The sequence below is a fragment of the Pseudophaeobacter sp. A-200-2 genome, from assembly GCF_041008815.1.
Taxonomy (GTDB): Bacteria; Pseudomonadota; Alphaproteobacteria; order Rhodobacterales; family Rhodobacteraceae; genus Phycobacter; species Phycobacter gallaeciensis_A.
Genome location: NZ_JAXGFU010000006.1, coordinates 144,533 through 163,338 on the forward strand (window position 1 = coordinate 144,533; position 18,806 = coordinate 163,338).

Annotated in this window: 20 protein-coding genes; 7 read left to right on the top strand and 13 right to left on the bottom strand. The window is 63.9% G+C overall.

The features are described 5' to 3' along the window. Positions 1 to 5 precede the first annotated feature (5 nt). Entirely contained in the window at positions 6 to 764 is a 759-nt protein-coding gene (locus SM766_RS10915) for a polysaccharide deacetylase family protein (protein WP_368947867.1), read from the top strand. After that, entirely contained in the window at positions 765 to 1,241 is a 477-nt protein-coding gene (locus SM766_RS10920) for a class I SAM-dependent methyltransferase (protein WP_274835377.1), read from the top strand. 84 nt (positions 1,242 to 1,325) lie between these two features. Here SM766_RS10920 and SM766_RS10925 read toward each other — a convergent pair whose 3' ends face one another. Then, positions 1,326 to 2,468 (bottom strand): alpha-D-ribose 1-methylphosphonate 5-triphosphate diphosphatase, encoded by a 1,143-nt coding sequence (locus SM766_RS10925; RefSeq protein ID WP_368947796.1) that lies wholly within the window; start codon positions 2,466 to 2,468, stop codon positions 1,326 to 1,328. 52 nt (positions 2,469 to 2,520) lie between these two features. Here SM766_RS10925 and SM766_RS10930 point away from each other — a divergent pair, with 52 nt between their 5' ends. Beyond that, positions 2,521 to 3,204, top strand: coding sequence for a DUF1045 domain-containing protein (locus SM766_RS10930; RefSeq protein WP_368947797.1), 684 nt, complete (start codon positions 2,521 to 2,523; stop codon positions 3,202 to 3,204). Here SM766_RS10930 and phnN read toward each other — a convergent pair. The 7 genes from phnN to phnG form a co-directional block, all read right to left on the bottom strand. Continuing rightward, positions 3,186 to 3,746 (bottom strand): phosphonate metabolism protein/1,5-bisphosphokinase (PRPP-forming) PhnN, encoded by a 561-nt coding sequence (gene phnN, locus SM766_RS10935; protein ID WP_368947798.1) that lies wholly within the window; start codon positions 3,744 to 3,746, stop codon positions 3,186 to 3,188. The two genes, SM766_RS10930 and phnN, sit on opposite strands and share 19 nt — an antisense overlap. Further along, positions 3,743 to 4,426, bottom strand: a complete 684-nt coding sequence (phnL, locus tag SM766_RS10940; RefSeq protein ID WP_368947799.1) for a phosphonate C-P lyase system protein PhnL — start codon at positions 4,424 to 4,426, stop codon at positions 3,743 to 3,745. Before phnL ends, phnN begins: the two co-directional genes overlap by 4 nt. 10 nt (positions 4,427 to 4,436) lie before the next feature. After that, on the bottom strand, positions 4,437 to 5,207 hold the full coding sequence (gene phnK, locus SM766_RS10945) for a phosphonate C-P lyase system protein PhnK (protein ID WP_192964531.1): 771 nt from the start codon (positions 5,205 to 5,207) through the stop codon (positions 4,437 to 4,439). Continuing rightward, the gene (locus SM766_RS10950) at positions 5,204 to 6,064 is read right to left on the bottom strand and encodes an alpha-D-ribose 1-methylphosphonate 5-phosphate C-P-lyase PhnJ (RefSeq protein WP_274831577.1); all 861 of its coding nucleotides are present in this window, start codon (positions 6,062 to 6,064) and stop codon (positions 5,204 to 5,206) included. The genes phnK and SM766_RS10950 overlap by 4 nt, the downstream gene beginning before the upstream one ends. Positions 6,065 to 6,178: 114 nt before the next feature. Next, on the bottom strand, positions 6,179 to 7,279 hold the full coding sequence (locus SM766_RS10955) for a carbon-phosphorus lyase complex subunit (RefSeq protein WP_368947800.1): 1,101 nt from the start codon (positions 7,277 to 7,279) through the stop codon (positions 6,179 to 6,181). Between the two features lie 3 nt (positions 7,280 to 7,282). Next, complete coding sequence (phnH, locus tag SM766_RS10960) at positions 7,283 to 7,867, bottom strand: phosphonate C-P lyase system protein PhnH (protein ID WP_368947801.1); 585 nt, start codon at positions 7,865 to 7,867, stop codon at positions 7,283 to 7,285. Next, on the bottom strand, positions 7,867 to 8,331 hold the full coding sequence (phnG, locus tag SM766_RS10965; RefSeq protein WP_368947802.1) for a phosphonate C-P lyase system protein PhnG: 465 nt from the start codon (positions 8,329 to 8,331) through the stop codon (positions 7,867 to 7,869). Before phnG ends, phnH begins: the two co-directional genes overlap by 1 nt. Positions 8,332 to 8,439: 108 nt before the next feature. Here phnG and phnF point away from each other — a divergent pair, with 108 nt between their 5' ends. Beyond that, positions 8,440 to 9,153, top strand: coding sequence for a phosphonate metabolism transcriptional regulator PhnF (gene phnF / locus SM766_RS10970; protein ID WP_368947803.1), 714 nt, complete (start codon positions 8,440 to 8,442; stop codon positions 9,151 to 9,153). Positions 9,154 to 9,465: 312 nt separating this feature from the next. Here phnF and SM766_RS10975 read toward each other — a convergent pair whose 3' ends face one another. From SM766_RS10975 to SM766_RS10985, 3 genes are read right to left on the bottom strand one after another with little or no spacing between them, the layout of a single operon-like run. Further along, entirely contained in the window at positions 9,466 to 10,269 is an 804-nt protein-coding gene (locus tag SM766_RS10975) for an ABC transporter substrate-binding protein (RefSeq protein WP_274831582.1), read from the bottom strand. Next, entirely contained in the window at positions 10,266 to 10,976 is a 711-nt protein-coding gene (locus SM766_RS10980) for an ATP-binding cassette domain-containing protein (RefSeq protein WP_368947804.1), read from the bottom strand. The genes SM766_RS10975 and SM766_RS10980 overlap by 4 nt, the downstream gene beginning before the upstream one ends. Next, a complete protein-coding gene (locus SM766_RS10985; protein ID WP_065272274.1) occupies positions 10,976 to 11,680 on the bottom strand; it encodes an ABC transporter permease in 705 nt (234 codons plus the stop codon). Before SM766_RS10985 ends, SM766_RS10980 begins: the two co-directional genes overlap by 1 nt. A 403-nt stretch (positions 11,681 to 12,083) precedes the next feature. Here SM766_RS10985 and nadA point away from each other — a divergent pair, with 403 nt between their 5' ends. From nadA to nadC, 3 genes are read left to right on the top strand one after another with little or no spacing between them, the layout of a single operon-like run. Beyond that, entirely contained in the window at positions 12,084 to 13,136 is a 1,053-nt protein-coding gene (gene nadA, locus SM766_RS10990; protein ID WP_065272273.1) for a quinolinate synthase NadA, read from the top strand. Positions 13,137 to 13,139: 3 nt separating this feature from the next. Beyond that, positions 13,140 to 14,729, top strand: a complete 1,590-nt coding sequence (locus SM766_RS10995) for an L-aspartate oxidase (RefSeq protein ID WP_368947805.1) — start codon at positions 13,140 to 13,142, stop codon at positions 14,727 to 14,729. Further along, the gene (gene nadC / locus SM766_RS11000; protein ID WP_368947806.1) at positions 14,726 to 15,580 is read left to right on the top strand and encodes a carboxylating nicotinate-nucleotide diphosphorylase; all 855 of its coding nucleotides are present in this window, start codon (positions 14,726 to 14,728) and stop codon (positions 15,578 to 15,580) included. Before SM766_RS10995 ends, nadC begins: the two co-directional genes overlap by 4 nt. An 8-nt stretch (positions 15,581 to 15,588) precedes the next feature. Here nadC and SM766_RS11005 read toward each other — a convergent pair whose 3' ends face one another. Together SM766_RS11005 and SM766_RS11010 are read right to left on the bottom strand one after the other, a co-directional pair. After that, on the bottom strand, positions 15,589 to 17,574 hold the full coding sequence (locus SM766_RS11005) for a CocE/NonD family hydrolase (protein ID WP_368947807.1): 1,986 nt from the start codon (positions 17,572 to 17,574) through the stop codon (positions 15,589 to 15,591). Positions 17,575 to 17,626: 52 nt separating this feature from the next. After that, a complete protein-coding gene (locus SM766_RS11010; RefSeq protein ID WP_274867748.1) occupies positions 17,627 to 18,730 on the bottom strand; it encodes a CaiB/BaiF CoA transferase family protein in 1,104 nt (367 codons plus the stop codon). Between the last annotated feature and the right edge of the window lie 76 nt (positions 18,731 to 18,806).

The window sequence follows — 18,806 nt, forward strand, 5'->3', positions numbered from 1 at the left end:
CGGCAATCACCCCGGATTGGAGCGCGCTGGATCAGGAGCTCGAGGCCTGGCAGCAGGCCGGATTGCAGCTCCCCCTGTGGTGGCGCGATGATGACGCCATCGAGGTCACGCCGCAACTACAGCAGCTGTCCGAAACCGCGCAGCGGCTGGGTCTGCCGGTGCATCTGGCGATCATCCCACGGGACGCCCAGCCGGAACTGGCCACGCATCTGCAGAACACGGCTGATCTGATCCCCGTGGTGCATGGCTGGGCTCATAAAAGCCACGCCCCGGAGGGTGAGAAAAAGGCCGAGTTCGGCGCCCACCGTCCGGTGCAGGATATGCTTGGAGAGGCCGAAGCCGGGTTGGAGCGGCTGAAGAGCTTTTTCGGATCCAGCCTGCGCCCGATGTTCGTACCGCCCTGGAACCGTATCGCGCCCGAGATCCTGCCCTGGATGGCGGGCCTTGGCTATTGCGCCCTGTCGACCTTTACCCCGCGCTCCCGGACCAAGGCCGCGCCGGGACTCGTGCAGATCAACACGCATCTGGACCCGATCGACTGGAAGGGCAGCCGGTCATTGCTGCCCGAGGCGCAGCTGATCGCCCAGGTCGCATCGCAGCTGAAAGACCGCCGCCAGGGCCGCGCCGATACCCGCGAACCCTATGGCATCCTGACCCACCATCTGGTGCATGACGACCGGATCTGGGGGTTTACCGAAACTTTGATTGCACGTCTTCTGGCCGGGCCCGCCATGGCCTGGACCTATGACGAAAGGATTTCCTGAATGAGCCGACTGGATTCGATGCTGCGCCGCCTGACCGCGCAACGGGACGGGCTAAACTGGGCCGCTGAGCAGATCACGGATGTTCCCGGCGACGCGCTGGACATGGGGTTGGGCAACGGACGCACCTATGACCACCTGCGCGAGATCCTGCCGGATCGCCGTATCTGGGTGATCGACCGGGTGCTGCAATGCCACCCTTCCTGCGTACCGCCCGAAAAGGATTTCCTGCAAGGCGAAGCCGAACCCATGCTGCAGCGCCTTGCGGCTGAGGGCCACAAGATCGTGCTGGCGCACTATGATTTCGGCTTTGGCGTCAAGGAAAAGGACGTCGCCGAGGCTGCTGCCATGTCGCCGGTGATCGCCTCTGTCATGGCGCCGGGCGGTATCATCGTCTCGGGCCAGCCTCTGGTGGGTTTTGAGGAGCTGGACGGCCCAGAAGGCATCCCCGAAGGCCGCTACATGTTCTACCGCGCCTGACGCGCCGCCCAACGGCGTTCACCGAAACAAAAGGCCCCGATGCGCTTTGCGCCGGGGCCTTAATACATGAAGCTGAGTTGTTTTTCAGGCCACCCGCTGACCACGGGAATAGACGCCCTGCAGCGCAGGCACACCGGCGCGCATTGCGAAACGGATCAGATCCGCGCGCTTGCCGACCTCCAGCGCCCCACGATCCTTCAGGCCCACCGCCTTGGCCGGGGCGCTGGTGACCGTCGCCATGCCGCGCGACATATCACCCCAGATCTCTCCCAGCCGCGCCGCCGCCAGCAAGAGCGCCGCTGGCACATAATCGGACGACACGATATCGAGAAGGTCCAGCTCGGCCAGCTCCTGCGCCGCCACATTGCCCGAATGCGAGCCGCCGCGGATCAGGTTCGGCGCCCCCATCATCACCTGGATGTCATGAGCATGGCAGGCACGGGCGGCTTCGACCGTGGTGGGGAATTCGGCCAGACGGATACCGTGACCGGCCGAGACGGCGACCTGATCCTCGGTGGTGTCGTCATGGCTGGCCAGCACCGCACCAAACCGCTGCGCGGCCTTCACCGCCTCGACCTCATGCAGATCGCCATAGGTGTCGCGCATGGTCTTGAGGTTCGCGATATGCTGCAGGAAGGCATCATCATCAAACCCGTGCTTGCCCTTCACATAGGCCTCGAGTTTCGAAATATCGCGGAACTGGCGCTGCCCCGGCGTGTGGTCCATCAGGGAAACCAGCCCGACGCGATCGTCATCGCCGAACTCATTGAGCTCCTCCACCAGTGTTTCCGAGCAGACCTCGGCACGCAGGTGCAGGAAATGGCTGATCTTGAGCGCATCCTTGGCGCGCAACTCCAAGAGTTCAGAGGCAAGGCTGCGGGCGTATTGGCCGTATCGCGCCTCCTTGGCCTTGATCGAGCCGACCCTCAATGCGTCAAAGACCGTGGTGATCCCGGTGCCTGCGAGTTCCGCGTCATGGGCGATGATCGCGGCGGCATGGGGCCAGTCCACCTTGGGACGGGGCTGGATGTGGCGTTCCAGATTGTCGGTGTGCAGCTCGATCAGGCCGGGGCTGACAAAATCGCCGCCGCAATCCACCGCACCGGTGGGCACGCCCGCGCCCTCGGCCATATCCGCGATCTCTCCGTCCTTGATCCTGAGGCTGCCGGTGCGGGTTTCGCCGGGCAGAACAAGGGTGGCATTGGCAAGGATCATCTCTTGTGTCATCTGGATTTCACATCTTTCGAGGTATTGGAAAGGCCACGTTTAGGAGGCCAATGTGACATTCACGCGATACGCGATCTATTTTGCGCCGCCCCAAGGGGCGGAATGGAGCCGGTTTGGTGCCAGCTGGCTGGGCTGGGACATGGAGGTCGGGGCCGAGGTGGCGCACCCGGAGGTCGAAGGGCTGGACGTGGCCGCGATCACCGCAACGCCGCGCCAATATGGCCTGCATGCGACGATGAAACCGCCGATGCGACTGGCCGAAGGCACCTCCCGCGCCGATCTGGAGGCTGCCTGCGCCGCGCTGGCCGCTACACAGGCGCCAGTCACGCTGGAGGGGCTGCAACTGGCGCGGCTGGGCCGGTTTCTGGCGCTGCGCCCCTTGGGCGATGAAAGCGCGCTCAATGCGCTGGCCGCCGCCTGCGTGCGCGATCTCGATGCCTTTCGCGCCCCCGCCCCCGAGGCGGAGCTGGCCCGCCGCCGCGCGAACGGACTCAGCCCCGAGCAGGACCGGAACCTTGTAACCTGGGGCTACCCATACGTTTTGGATCAATTCCGCTTTCACATCACCCTGAGTGGCAAGCTGCCCAAGCCGGAGCTGCCCAGCGTCGAGGCTGCCTTGCAGGCGCATCTGATCCAGCTCTTGCCCACGCCCTTCGTGATCAAGGATCTGGCGCTGATGGGCGAAGATACCGAGGGACGGTTCCATCTGATCCACCGCTACGCCCTGACCGGCTGAATTGCGGCGCGGGCGGCCATGACCGCCGCGCCAAGATCGCCGCTGTTGTCGATCTCATGGACCTGGGCCAGCCCCGCAGGCAGGGGTTTGCTCGCGCGGGCAAGTCGACGCTGCACCTCGGCGGCATCCTCGCGCCCGCGCGCCGCCAGACGGGCGGCGAGCACCTCGGGGCGGGCGGTGACGGACAGGATGCGGAAATCGTCAAAGGCGTCCTGCGCCTCCAGCAGCACCCCGCGCGAAAGGTTCACCAGAACGGCCGTAGCCCCGACGCGCAGAGAATCGATCTCTTTGGGGATGCCATAGTGCAGCCCATGGGCAGGCCAATGGAGGGCAAAGGCGCCCTTGCCTGCCAGATCCAGAAACGCGGCTTCGGTCACCGGGGTGTAATCCTCCCCCCCGGCCTCGGGCGCGCGGGTGATCACGCGGCGCATCAATTTTATGCCGGGATCGGCCTGCCGCAGCCCCTCCATCAGGCTGTCCTTGCCCACGCCTGAGGGGCCGACAACGGCAATCACCGGCCCCTTGTTCGCGCCCATGCTCATGCGGCGGCCCTTGGTGTAAAGCCCGAGACATCGACAAACTGGTCGCAGACCTGTTCGCGCGCGGCCTCGTCATGGAAGATGCCGACAATGGCTGCGCCGCGTGCCTTGGCCCCTTCGATAAGGCCCAGCACCGTGGCGCGGTTCTGCGCATCAAGGCTGGCGGTGGGTTCATCCAGCAATAGCGCCGGATAGTCATAGGCAAAGCCGCGCGCGATATTCACCCGCTGCTGCTCCCCGCCGGAGAATGTGGTGGGGCTGAGGCTCCAGAGCCGTTCGGGAATGTTGAGCTGCGCCAGAAGGGTCGCCGCCTTTTCGCGCGCCTCCTTGATCGGGGTGCCCACCGCCAACAGCGGATCCGCCACCACATCCAGCGCGGGCACACGCGGCACCACCCGCAGGAACTGGCTGACATAGCCCAGCGTCTTGCGGCGCAGGTCCAGGATCTCGCGCGGCTCGGCCTGTGCCACATCGGTGCCGCCCACCAGAATGCTGCCGCTGGCAGCCAAGTAGTTGCCATAAATGAGCCGCATCAGGGTCGATTTCCCGGCCCCCGAAGCCCCGATCAGGCCGACGCATTCGCCGGGTTTGACGGAAAGCGTGGCGCCCTCCATCACCGGGATCACCGCGCTGCCCTGATTGTGCAGGGTGAAGCTTTTGCTGACGTTTTGAAGTTCGATCATCACTTTGTCCTCACACCTGCAGCACGCTGGAAACCAAGAGCTGCGTATAGCCATGTTGCGGATCGTCCAGCACCTGATCGGTGAGACCCGTTTCCACCACATGACCGTCCTTCATCACCATCAGCCGGTCCGCCAGCAGGCGCACCACCGCCAGATCGTGGGTGACGATAATGGCGCTGAGACCCATCTCGCGCACTAGGCCCCGCAACAGATCCAGCAGCCGCGCCTGTACCGACACATCCAATCCCCCGGTCGGTTCGTCCATGAACACCAGCCTTGGCCCGGTCACCAGATTGCGGGCGATCTGAAGCCGCTGCTGCATGCCACCGGAAAAGGCCGAGGGGCGGTCGTCGATGCGGGCATCGGAAATCTCCACCCGGCCCAGCCAGTCGGCGGCGCGGGCGCGGATATCACCATAGTGGCGGTCGCCAACGGCCATCAACCGCTCACCGATGTTGCCACCGGCCGAGACCGACATGCGCAAGCCATCGCGGGCGTGCTGGTGGACAAAGGCCCAGTCGGTACGCCCCAGCATCCGCCGCGCGGGTTCCGACATGGTGACCGTATCCACCGGCCCGTCAGCGCGGGTGTCAAACACCACCTCGCCCCGATCCGGCGCAAGGTGCCCGGCAAGGCAGTTCAATAGGGTGGACTTGCCCGAGCCGCTTTCGCCGACGATGCCCATCACCTCACCGGGGTAAAGATCAAAGCTCACATCCGTGCAGCCGATCCGCGCGCCATACATCTTGGCGACGTCTTTCACTTGCAGCAAAGGGGTCATGCCGCGGCCTCCTCTCCCAGGCGGCCCACATGGCCTGCCTCGCGCCGCGAACGGCAGTAATCGGTGTCCGAGCAGACAAACATCCGGTTGCCCGCATCATCGAGGATCACCTCGTCGAGATAACTGTCCTCTGCCGCGCAAAGGTCACACGGATGATCGGCCTTACTGGCCTCGAAGGGGTAATCCTCGAAATCAAGGCTCACGACCGATGTATAGGGCGGCACCGCATAGATGCGCTGCTCGCGGCCCGCGCCGAACAGCTGAATCGCCGCCATCTCCATCTTGGGGTTGTCGAATTTCGGGATCGGCGAAGGGTCCATCACATAGCGATCCGACACCTTCACCGGATAGGCATAGGAGGTCGCGATGGCGCCGTGCTGGCTGATGTCCTCATAGAGCTTCACATGCATCAGGCCATATTCCTGAAGCGCGTGCATCTTGCGCGTCTCGGTCTCGCGCGGCTCAAGAAAGCGCAGCGGTTCCGGGATCGGCACCTGGTAGACGAGGATCTGATCTTCGGAGAGCTGTGCCTCGGGGATACGGTGGCGGGTCTGGATAACGCTGGCCTGTTCCGTCTCCTCGGTGGTGGCGACCCCTGCGGTGCGTTCAAAGAACTTGCGGATCGACACGGCATTGGTGGTGTCATCGGCGCCCTGGTCGATCACCTTGAAGGTATCATCCGGGGTCAGCGTCGCGGCAGAGACCTGCACGCCGCCGGTGCCCCAGCCATAGGGCATAGGCATTTCACGGCTGGCAAAGGGCACCTGATAGCCCGGCACCGCCAGACCTTTCAGGATCGCCCGACGGATCATCCGCTTGGTCTGCTCGTCGAGGTATGCAAAGTTGTAGTCAGACATTCTGGGCACCCTTCTTCCGTTTGGCCCGGCATCGCCGGGCCGCGCCCGACCTCCCCCCCGGGAGGGCGCTTCGCCCCCACCCGAGGTCGGGCACTGCCCTGTGTTGCACGGCGCTCATTCCGCCGCCTCCCGTGCAGCCATCTGCTCCACCGCCTCGGCGGCTTCACGGCGCAGCTTGCGCACCAGTTCCAGTTCGGACTGGAAATCGACGTAATGGGGCAGCTTGATATGTTCGAGGAACCCCGTCGCCTGGATATTGTCGCTGTGGCTCAGGACAAATTCCTCGTCCTGCGCGGCGGCGCCAAGATTATCCTCGCCCAGCTCTTTCCAGCGCAGGGCGCGATCTACCAGCGCCATGGCGATGGATTTTCGCTCCGACTGGCCGAACACCAGACCATAACCACGGGTGAACTGCGGCGGCACGGTCTTGGAGCCTTTGAACTGGTTCACCGTCTCGCACTCGGTCAACTCCACCTCGCCGATCTCGATGGCAAAGCCCAGCTCGGGGATCTCCATCTCCACCGCCACGGTGCCGATGCGCAATTCGCCCACGAAAGCGTGGTTGCGCGCATAGCCGCGCTGGGTGGAATAGGCCATGCCAAGGATGAACCCCTCGTCCCCGCGCGTCAGCGATTGCAGCCTGACCGATCGGTCAGCGGGAAATGCCATCGGCTCGCGCGTCAGGTCCCCGGGCTGGGCATCCGAGCTCGGTTCACGCTCGATGATGTCCTCGCCTTGCAGGAACTCGGTGATATGGGGCGTCGGTTCGGTCCTGGGCGTTGCAGCGGGGGCTTCCGGCACCTCGCCCTCGGCGGCCAGTTTGAAGTCGAGCAAGCGATGCGTGTAATCAAAGGTCGGCCCCAGCACCTGCCCACCCGGCGCATCCTTGAAGGTCGCCGAAATCCGCCGGTCGCAGGCCATCGCACCGGTATCTACCGGCAGCGTATAGCCAAAGCGCGGCAACGTGGTGCGATAGGCACGGATGAGGAAGATCGCCTCGATCAGATCACCGCGCGACTGTTTGATCGCCAGTGCCGCCAAATCGGGATCGAACAGCGATCCTTCGGCCATCACCCGATTCACCGCCAGCGACAGCTGCTCACGGATCTGCGCCAATGACAGCTCGGCCACCGAGGTATCGCCGCGACGCTCCTCCGCCAGCCAGGCATGGGCATTGTCGATGGCGCGCTCGCCACCCTTTACGGCTACATACATGGCTCAGGCCTCCGCAAGGATCTGGGTCGAGCGCGGCAGCGCCGCCACCTGAGAGCCAGAGGTGAAAAAGAAATCGACGCCGAGCGGATAAAGCATCGCATTGCCCGCACAGGCCACCGGATCCGGCAAAGCCATCTGCGCCGTGTCCTTGATACCGGGACCGATGAGCGTGGCATTGGGCGCATCAAATCCCGCGACCTCAACAATCAGCGTGGTGGAGCGGTCCGGGTACTCCGCCGTTCCGATGGGAAAGCGGTCAAGCGGCATCAGGGCGCCCCAGCCTCCAAGGGCAAAATCCGCCTGCTCCGCACTGACAATGGGCGCGCCGGTATGAAAGGTCAGCCAGCCACGCAGGGCCGCGCTGTCCACATCGGGCGCCAGAAAGACGCCGGTTTCGGGATCGCAAAGCGTCAGCAGCAGGCTGCCCGCCGCATGGGAAATCCCCTCAGGCGGGATAGCGCCCGTGATCTCTTGCACCATGCCGGGCCGCGCCATAGCATTCATCGCCGCGCGAAAGGCATGGGCCGAGGCGACTGGCGGGTTGGCAAACCCACCCGCATAGACCGTGTTGTCCGTCATCTGGTTCATCAGTCCTCTCCCCGCACCATGGTGAAGAAATCGACCTTGGTCGCAGCCGCCTTTGAGGCACGCGCGTCTTTGGCGGACGCCCGCTCTTGCTCCAGCGGGGTCAGAACCGTCGCGCGCAACGCCTCGGCCGCATCGGTCTGCATCAATGCGTCGATCTTGGCGGCCATCTCGGCCTTGGCCTTGGACCGGCCCTGCACGTAGCCGTGGCCAACCGTGCCGTCGGCCAGCGACAGGGCGCAGCGGGTGACGGTCATCTCACCAAGGTTGAAGGGCGCGCCGCTGCCGCCCATACGGCCCCGGACCATCACGCCGCCCGCCTCGGGCGCGCGCAGCCAGTCAAAGGCAGGCTCATGATCAAAGGCGCGCCAAAGCTCGGCAAGCCGGGCATCGTCAGCCGAGGCCAGAAGACCCATCCAGGCCTTGCGATCTCTTGTGCGATCCTCTGCGGAAATTGTGGTGTTCATCGTGTCAAAGCCTCTTGGCCGGGTTGTCTATATTTACTATACAACTAGACAAATCATAGGTGACTCGCCTGCAAGGGCGCAAGCCAATCCTTGTGAAAGTTTGATGACATGGCCCGAACCCCGGTCTGGAAATCCATCGCAGGCACATTGACCGACGATATCAGCCAGGGTCGCTATGATACCGGCGACAAGCTACCAGCAGAGGCGCAGCTGGCGGCGCGGTTCGGCGTTAACCGCCACACGGTGCGCCGCGCTCTGGCGGAAATGGCCGCAGGAGGTCTGGTGCATGCACGGCGCGGCGCCGGAGTGTTTGTTGCCGCCAAACCGACGGATTACCCGATCGGCAAGCGGGTGCGCTTTCACCAGAACATCTCCAAAGGCGGGCGCACCCCGGCAAAGCAGATCCTGACCACCGAAACCCGCGCAGCCGCCGCTGGCGAAGCCGCCGCGCTGGCGCTGTCCCCCGGCGATCCGGTGCACGTCTACGACGGGTTATCGCTGGCAGATGGACAGCCGATTGCCCTGTTCCAAAGCATCTTTCCAGCCGAAAGGTTCCCCGAGATGCTCACGGCGCTGGAAGAGACGCAATCCGTCACTGCCGCGCTGCAACGCTGCGGCATCGAAGACTATACCCGCCTTGAGACCCGCATCACGGCACGCCAGGCGACGGCAACACAGGCGCTGCACCTGCGCATCCCCGAAGGCGCCCCGATCCTGCGCACCACCGGCATCAATGTAGATTCCGAAGGCCGCCCCATCGAATACGGCCGAACCTGGTTTGCGGGCGACCGGGTGACCCTGACCGTCGGCGGCGACGAATAGAAAGCTCTCGCCCATCAAAGCACTTCTGACGATGGCCCTTTCCCGTTGGGCCCAGCGCTACCTGCCGAAAAGCCGTTCGCCAAATCCGGGTCAAGGGCCGCGCAAGCGGCCGTGCGCATGCACGGTTCACCCTTGAGGCGGAATTGGCGGACTGGACACTCGATATGGCGCATCAGGGCAAACCTGCCCCTGAGGCGCCTCTCAGCAAAGGAAAAGCGCCGCGCAAAGCGCGGCGCCTGGCCCAACCGGGACAACGCATTTTAAATGCGGCGCCACGGGCGGGAGATCCCCGCGCCGTGGCTCACACAAGACTTATTGCTTGGCGTTGAACACAAACAGGGTCTCACCGTTGATCTTGTAATCGTTGATCAGCGCCTTGGCCTTGTCCGACACCAGCCAGCCTTCCAGCTTCATCGCCAGATCGTTCTTGGCATGGGTGTGTTTCTCCGGGTTCACCGGCAGATAGGCGTATTGGTTGAACAGCACCGGATCGCCCGAGAACAGCAGCGCCAGATCACCCTTGTTGCCAAAGTTCAGCCAGCTGGCGCGGTCGGCCATGATATAGGCATTCATCCCCGCTGCCGTGTTCAGCGCCGAGCCCATGCCGGCCCCCACCGCGCGGTACCAGTCGCCAAAGCCCTCAGCGTCCAAACCGGCAGCAGCCCAGAGGCTCAGCTCTTTCTTGTGGGTGCCACTGTCATCGCCGCGACTGACAAACAGCGCCTCTGCACCTGCAACCTTCTGCAGGGCATCAACTGCGGTTTCCGCATCCGCAATCCCGGCGCCATCGGTCTTGGGTCCGATAAAGACGAAATCATTGTACATGATCTCGCGGCGATGGGTGCCGTTACCCCCAGCCAGAAAACGCTCTTCGGCCTTTTTCGAATGCACCAGGATCGCATCCACATCGCCCGCTTCGCCTAGGCGGATCGCCTGACCGGTGCCAACGACCAGAAGCTGCACGTCCAGATCCAGATCCTTCTTGATCTCCGGCAGCAGGATCTCTGCCAGCCCGGAATTGTGGAACGAGGTGGTCACCGCCATCTTCATCTCTTCGGCAAAGGATGCGGTGGCCATGACGGCCGAGGCGACAACGCCCAACACCAGATGTTTCATTCTACTATATCTCCTCTCAAGAATGCTTGCCCCTGCGGGGTTTGAGGCCCGGCAAAAAACGCTTCGGCCGGAGCGAACTCGTGAATGCGGCCGCCAATGATGAGGATCACCTCATCCGCCAGCCGCTGCGCCTGACCCATGTTGTGGGTCGACATGATCAGGCGAGTCCCGCTTTGGGCCGCCTCGGTCAGGATCTCTTCGATTTCCCGCGTCGCCCGTCCATCAAGCGAGGCGCAGGGTTCGTCCAGAAACAGCACTTCCGGCTCCCGGATCAGCGCCCGGGCCAGCGCCAGCTTTTGCCGCTCACCACCCGAAAGCAGCACCGCGGGCCGCTCCAGCGCATCGCCCAGATCGATCCGCCGCGCCCAGTCCGCAGCACGGGCGCGGGCCTCCTTGCGTGGTACCCCGATCAGGCGCAGGGGGTAGGCGATGTTTTCCACCACGGACCGGCGCATCATCACAGGCGTCTGAAACACAAAGGCCTGACGCTTTTCGGCCTCCGACCTGGGGCAGGCCCAGGTCAGGCTGCCGCCATTGAGACGTACGACGCCGTGCAGCATTTTCAGAAACGAGGTCTTGCCGGCTCCGTTCGGCCCCACCACGATAGTCGCTCCCACGCCTTCCAGCGTCAGGTCCACCGGGCCAACCAGCACCTTGCCGCGCCTGCGCACCACGCCCTGCTCCACGGTCAGCGGAAACATCTGCATCACCAGCGTCCCCCGCGTTCGGTATGGCCAATCCAGTGGATCGACAGGTTGACGGCAATCGCCATGCCAATCAGCACAAAGCCAAGGCCCAGCGCCATGGCGAATTCGCCCTTGCCGGTCTCCAGCGCGATCGCGGTGGTCAGAACCCGGGTGGCATGGTCGATATTGCCGCCCACCACCATGATGGCGCCGACTTCTCCGATGGCGCGGCCAAACCCGGCCAGCGCCGCTGTCAGCAGCGCCCGCCGCCCATCCCACAACAACGCCCGGATCCTTTGCCCCTGGGTGGTATTCAGTGAAATCAGCAGATCGTGGTAATCGCTCCACAGCTCGCGCAGGGACTGATGCGCGATCGAGGCCACCAGCGGCACGATGATGATCACCTGAGCGATCACCATCGCCGAGGGCGTGAACAACAGCCCCAGCACCCCCAGCGGCCCGGACCGCGACAGGAAGACATAGACGATCAGGCCGACCACCACCGGCGGCAGCCCCATCAGCGCATTGAGCACCGCAATCGTCGGACGGCGCAGGCGAAACCGGCGGACAGCCAGCAAGGCCGCCAATGGCAAGGCGATGGCAGAGGCGATGGCAAGGGCGGTCAAAGTGACCCTGAGAGAGCGCAAAGTGATCTCGACCAGATCAGGATCCAGCATCACCACCAGCCAGAACGCCTGGCTCAGACCGTCCCACAGATCAGACATGACGCTTGATTTTCCCCCCGATGGCTTAGGGTTACAGGCCTGTTTCCCTCAGCTTTCCCCAGTGTCAAAACACAGGAAAGCACCCCGAAACAGAAAAAAATGCAGCCGCCCCTGAAAAAGGACAATTTGTCCACTATATCGATGAGTGACTGCGCATCGCCGGACAGAAAGATGCCCAACGCCCGCGCTTGATCCGGGGAACAGATCTTCTATCGCCGGGTTTACAAACCCGCGGAGCAAGAGATTCTTGGCCTTCCGGCCACCCCAACAGCAGCCCCGGCGCAGCAGCGACCAGCCTGCGGCCTTTTCGCACCATTACTTGCGCGCGGCATGTGAACGTGAAAGAAGACCGACCCAAAGTGCCCGCCACAGTTCCGCAAGGGCGCGTTTTCGAGGAAATGCCATGTTCGATCTGCAAACCATGCGCGATCAACTCGCCAGCACCTATGATCTGGCGCCCAACCCCGATCTGGCCGAACAGATGTCAGATCTGTACCAGACCATGGACCGCGTGGTGAACCCGGTCGACTGGGCGCGCTATGCGCCCTATGTCGCGGCGATCAACGCGCTGAAGAAAGAACGCGGCGCGGTCATTTTGGCCCACAACTACATGACGCCGGAGATCTATCACGGCGTTGCGGATTTCGTCGGCGACAGCCTGCAGCTGGCCATCGAAGCCGCCCGCGTCGAAGCGGATGTGATCGTGCAATGCGGCGTGCATTTCATGGCCGAGACCTCCAAGATCCTTTCTCCTGAGAAAACCGTGCTGATGCCCGATATGGCGGCAGGCTGTTCGCTGGCCGAAAGCATCACCGCCGCGGGCGTGGAAGAGATGCGCCGCAAATACCCCGGCGCGCCGGTTGTCACTTACGTGAACACCACCGCCGAGGTGAAAGCCGCCTCCGACATCTGCTGCACCTCCTCCAATGCAGCGCAGATCGTCGCCGCGATGGACAGCGACACCGTCATCATGACGCCGGACAAATACCTGGCGCAGAACGTGGCCAACCAGGTGCCGCAGAAGAATATCGTCTGGTGGGACGGTTCCTGCATCGTGCACGAACAATACACCGCCAAGGACCTGCGCGAATTCCGCGAATGGAACCCCGGCACCCGGCTGATCGCCCACCCCGAATGCCCCCCCGATGTGGTGGCCGAGGCGGATTTCTCCGGCTCCACCAGCGGCATCATCAAATATGTGACGGACGAAAAACCGGAAAAGGCGATGCTGATCACCGAATGTTCGATGGCCTCGAACATCGCGGATGAGCTGCCCGAGGTGGATTTCGTCGGCCCCTGCAACATGTGCCCCTACATGAAGATGATCACGCTGGAGAAAATCCTGTGGTCGCTGCACACCATGTCCGAACCGGTCGAGGTTGACCCTCAGGTCGCGGACAAGGCGCGGCTTGCAGTGCAGCGGATGATCGATCTCAGCCAGAAACTGGGCATCTGACCGGTGACAGAGGCCAGCACCGGGCGCATTGACACCGGCCGCATCGTCATCGTCGGCGCCGGTCTGGGCGCGCTTTACGCGGCGCTGGAACTGGCGCCGCGGCCAGTGCTGATGATCTCTCCTGAAACGCTTGGTCAGGGCGCGAGTTCTGCCTGGGCGCAGGGCGGTGTCGCCGCCGCCATGGATCAAAGCGACAGCCCCGAAGCCCATGCCGCCGATACCCGGACCGCTGGCGCGGGCACTGTCGATCCAAAGGTGGCCGCCATGGTCACCCGCGTTGCGCGCGAGCATATCCTCGATCTGACCGATCTTGGCACGCCCTTTGACCGCGACGCGGCGGGCAACTACGTGATGAGCCGCGAAGCCGCCCATTCCGCCGCCCGCGTGGTGCGCGTGAAGGGCGACCGGGCCGGGGCGCAGATCATGGAAACCCTGATCGCCGCCGTGCGCGCCGCCCCTTCGGTGCAAGTGCTGGAAAACACCCAGGCCGTCCGACTAGAGGTAGACGGCGATACCGTTACCGGAGTCTGGATCTCGCAGGCCGATGCGCCGTCGGATCCCGTCCTGATCACTTGCCCCGGCGTTCTTCTGGCCGGGGGCGGCTCTGGCGGGCTTTTTGCCCATACGACCAACCCGCCCCGCATTCGTGGGCAGGTTATCGGTCTTGCCGCCCGCGCGGGCGTGCGTATCGCCGACCCTGAATTCGTGCAGTTCCACCCCACCGCCTTCGATATCGGTGAAGACCCGGCGCCCTTGGCGACCGAGGCCCTGCGCGGCGATGGCGCGGTGCTGATGAACAACAAGGGCGAACGCTTCATGCAGGCGGTCCACCCGGACGCCGAGCTGGCCCCGCGCGACATCGTGGCCCGCGCCATCTTTGCCGAGACCCAAGCCGGGCGCCGCCCGGTTCTGGACACCCGGCAGGCCCTTGGCGCCGAGGTCGCAACCCGCTTTCCCACCGTCGCCGAAACCTGCGCCCGCGCCGGGATCGACCCTGTGACCCGGCCGATCCCCGTGGCCGTCGCCGCCCACTACCACATGGGCGGGGTGGACACGGACATGCAGGGGCGTGCCAGCCTTGGCCATTTGTGGGTCTGCGGCGAGGCTTCCTCGACCGGGCTGCACGGTGCCAACCGGCTGGCCTCCAATGGATTGCTGGAGGCACTGGTCTATGCCCGCACCGCCGCGGCCGATATGAAGGATCTGCCGCAAAAGGGCGATCTGTCGGAGGTCGCGATCACCTTTGCCCCGGATGGTCACGAAACAGATCCCAGCGCCGTTCAGACCCTGCGGGAGACCATGACCGCCAATGTCGGCGTACGCCGCACCGAGGACGGCCTCAAGACGGCGCTTGTCACCATTGCCCGGCTGGAGGCAGAGAACGCGAAGGATGAACCCTTCGTCAACATGTGCGCCACCGCCACCGTGATCGCCGCCGCCGCCCTGATGCGCCGCGAAAGCCGAGGCGGGCATTACCGCGATGATTTCCCCGAGGCCGATCCCGCACAGGCCCATCGCACCCATATCACCCTGACCGAGGCCCTTGCCCTGCGCGACCGGATCGCGGGCGAGAGCGCAAAGGAGCCCACATGAGCACTGCCTTCGCCACCCTGCCCGACCTGATTCTGGAACCGATGGTACGTGCCGCCCTGCACGAGGATCTGGGCCAGAACGGCGATATCACCACCCGCGCGGTGATCCCGGCGGATGTGACCTATTCCGCCCGGCTGAACGCCCGCGAGACAGGCATCGTGTCCGGCATGCAGATCGCCCGCATCGCCTTTCATCTGGTGGACGCGGGGCTAAAGGTGGAGACGCTGCTGCCCGATGGCAGTGCCTGCAAACCCGGCGATACGCTGATGACCATCGAAGGTTCTGCCGCTTCGATCCTATCCGGCGAGCGGGTGGCGCTGAATTTCGCGGGCCGCCTGACTGGGATCGCAAAACTGACCCATTGTTTCGTGCGCGAAACAACTGGAACGGACACCCGCATCACCTGCACCCGCAAGACCACGCCGGGCCTGCGACTCGCGGAAAAGCAGGCGGTTTTGCACGGCGGCGGTTACAACCACCGCTTTGGCCTGTCGGATGCGATCCTGATCAAGGACAACCACATCGCGGCGGCCGGAGGCATTACGGCGGTTCTGGAAGCCGCAAAGGCCAGCGTCAGCCACATGATGAAGGTGGAGATCGAGGTCGATACCCTGGCCCAGCTCGAAGAGGTGCTGAAGACCGGCGGCGCGGATGTTGTCCTGCTCGACAACATGGACACGCCGACGCTGGCAGAGGCCGTCAAGATGACGCGCGGCCATCTGGTGACCGAGGCATCCGGCAACATGAAGCTGGAGCGTATTGCTGAGGTCGCCGCCACCGGAGTTGATTACATCTCCTCCGGCGCGCTGACCCATTCGGCGCCGACTCTGGACCTCGGCCTCGACTTCTGAGGCTGCCGCTAGAGGCAGCCGCGCGGTACGGTCTCGGACCATTCCTTGACCAGAACCGGCTCTGATGCACCGCCCTCATAGGCGTGGATGCGCCGCCAGAGGTAGAAATTCTGCGCATCGCAGGTCATCCGGTTTTCCGTGTCGATCGCCACCTGCCAGTCGCCGCGCGCAAAGGTAAAGCGCCAGTCGGATTTGAAGGTGGCCGTGGCCGGATCATCGGGGTGGATCGCGTAGTGCATCGTGACATGGCTGCCGACCTGCATTTCGTTATGGGGGTTCACCGCCTCGCCGTAGTCGTCAAAGGTATCCAGCACCAGCGTACCATCCGGAAGCGCCTTGGTCTCTGACGTGCCCGAAGGCGCGCGCAGCTGCCTGCCGCCCAGGGTCGGATAAGGCTGCGCGGGGCCGGGGGCCTCAGGCGGGATTTCCTCGCTCACCTTTCGCTCTGGCAGGATCAGGGCGCAGTCTTTCAGGTCCAGCGTGATCTCTGCCACCTCTGGTGCGGGCCAGACGATGGGCCAGTAGGAGGTCGAGAGCGCCAGCCGCAGCACATGACCGGGGCGCAGCGCATGGGCGCATTCGTTCAAGGGGAACTCCACCTCGTAGCGTTGCCCCGGCACCAAAGGCGCGGGCGCGTCATGGCCATTCAGATGCGTCAGGTTGAAAGGGCGATAGCTGATCCGCTGCGAGGATCCATCCGGCGCCACATCGCACAGGCGTCCGACGATCTGTGCCACCGGGCGATCAACGGTAAAGGCGATGCGCACGCGCGGGCGGCCAAGGATCTGCAACTCATCTTCCAGCGGCGCGGTGTCGAAACAGGCCGACAGCGCATCATCCCCCGCCTGATCGCCGGGGAGTTCATTGTCGAACCGCATGCCCGGACAGAAATAGCCCCCCGCCTGACCGACGGTTGCAGGGTTAGAAATCCTGCACTCCCCGCTGCCTGCAGTGTCTGTCAGACCGCCTGTCGAAAGATAAACCACCCGTTCGCTGACATTGGGCGAGGGCCAGTTCTGCTCGGCCACCCAGCGGCCCTTGCGGGGCTTGTTTTCCTTGGTGGGGCCGAAATGCTCCTGCATGTAGACACGGTAGTCGGGCAGCGCCTCGGCGCCGCTTTCCTCGCCCTTCAACCAATGGTCGAACCAGCGCAAAACTTCGCCGTGGAAATCCGCCGGATCGAGTTTCGAGATATGCGCATAGCGATGCTCCCACGGACCCATCAGCGCCTTGGTGGGTGCGGTCAGGTTCGCCGCCAGCATCGCTGGCGTATTGAGATAGGCATCGGCCCAGCCAGTGATCGCCAGAACCGGGGCGGTGATCGCTGACCAGTCCTCGCAGACCGAGCCATGTTTCCAGAAGTCATCGCGGGACGGGTGGCGCAGCCAGTCGGCGGACATGAAAGGCAGCTTCTCGATCCGCTCCAGCCAGGCATCGCGCCAGTCGGGGCGCAGCTCGGGGTCCAGGGGCCGCGTCATATAGGCGAACATCTGGCTGCCCCAGTTAGCATTGTCGCTGAGCAGGCATCCCCCCATGTAGTGGATGTCATCCGCATAGCGGTCTGCGGTGGACGCGACCGAGACCACTGCCTGCAATTCGGGTGGGCGGCGATAGGCCAGTTGCAAGCCGTTGAAGCCCCCCCAGGAGATGCCGATCATCCCGACCTTACCCGTGCTCCAGGGTTGCGCCGCGATCCAGGCGAGGACCGCCTCGCCGTCGCTCAGCTCCTGTTCGGAATATTCATCGTCGAACAGCCCCTCGCTGTCGCCGCTGCCCGAGATATCGACGCGGATGCAGGCGTAGCCTTCTCCGGCAAAAACGGTATGGGTGGTCTCATCCCGCGGCGCGGTGCCATCGCGTTTGCGATAGGGCAGGTATTCCAGGATCGCCGGGAACGGCCCCTCCCCTTCGGGCAGCCAGATCCGCGCCGCCAGACGACGCCCGTCAGCCATCGGAATCCAAGTGTTTTCAATCAGAGTAAAGGGCACGGGCATAGGGGGCATCCAATCTTAAAAAAGTTTGGCGCCACCCTGCCTTCGCGCGTCCTTATTTGGCAAGCTTTGGCGCGGATTTTTCCAGCGCCAATTCGGCATCCGAGAATTTCCACGGCCCCCGGACGCCTGGCACCCCTTCAGGCGCGATCTGCATACCACGATGCTGGATCTGCGGATCGTCAAAGGCCTGCCCGATGGTGTTGATCGGCCCGGCGGGAACCGTCGCCGCCTCCAGTGCCGCCAGAAGATCAGATTGGCTCCATTGCATCAGGGCCGTCTCCAGCAGCGCGGTCAGCTCCTGACGGTTCGCCACCCGCAGCTGATTGGTCAGGAACCGCGGATCGACCTTCAGATCCGGCAGGCCCAGCGCATCACACAGCCGCTGGAATTGGCCGTCGTTGCCCACCGCCAGAATGATATGGCCATCCTTCACCGCCATCACCTGATAGGGCGCGATATTGGGGTGATCATTGCCCAGCCGCGTCGGGCTGGTGCCGGTGGCGAGATAGTTCATCGCCTGATTGGCCAGCATCGCCGTGGCACAATCCAGCAGCGACATATCCAGATGCTGCCCCCGCCCCGTGGTGTGGCGTTGCTCGACCGCTGCAAGAATGCCGATGGTGCCGTAAAGCCCGGTCACGATATCGGTGATGGCGACGCCGACCTTTTGCGGCTGCCCCTCGGGATCGCCGGTGATCGACATCAGCCCCGACATGCCTTGAAGCAGGAAGTCATAGCCCGCGCGGGAGGCATAGGGGCCGTCCTGCCCGAAACCGGTGACCGAGCAATAGATCAGCCGCGGGTTCACCTGTTTCAGGCTGTCGTAATCCAGCCCGTATTTCTTCAGGCCGCCAACCTTGAAGTTCTCGATCAGGATGTCGGCGTCCTTGATCAGATCTATGACTGTCTGGCGACCTTCCTTGGTGCGGAAATCTGCGGTGACACAATCCTTGCCGCGGTTGGCCGCATAGTAATAGGCCGCCGTCTTGTCCTCATCTCGCTCGATGAACGGAGGGCCCCAGTGGCGGGTATCATCGCCTGCCTCGCTTTCGACCTTGATCACCTCGGCGCCCAGATCCGCCAAAGACTGGCCAATCCAGGGGCCAGCCAGAATACGGGCGAGTTCAACCACTTTGAGGCCTGAAAGCGGGGTCATGGCGGCTCCTGTTCTTGTCGCTGTTGCGCCTGTGTAGCCCAGCCCTCCGGACGCAGCAATCGGCGCCGAGGTGTTT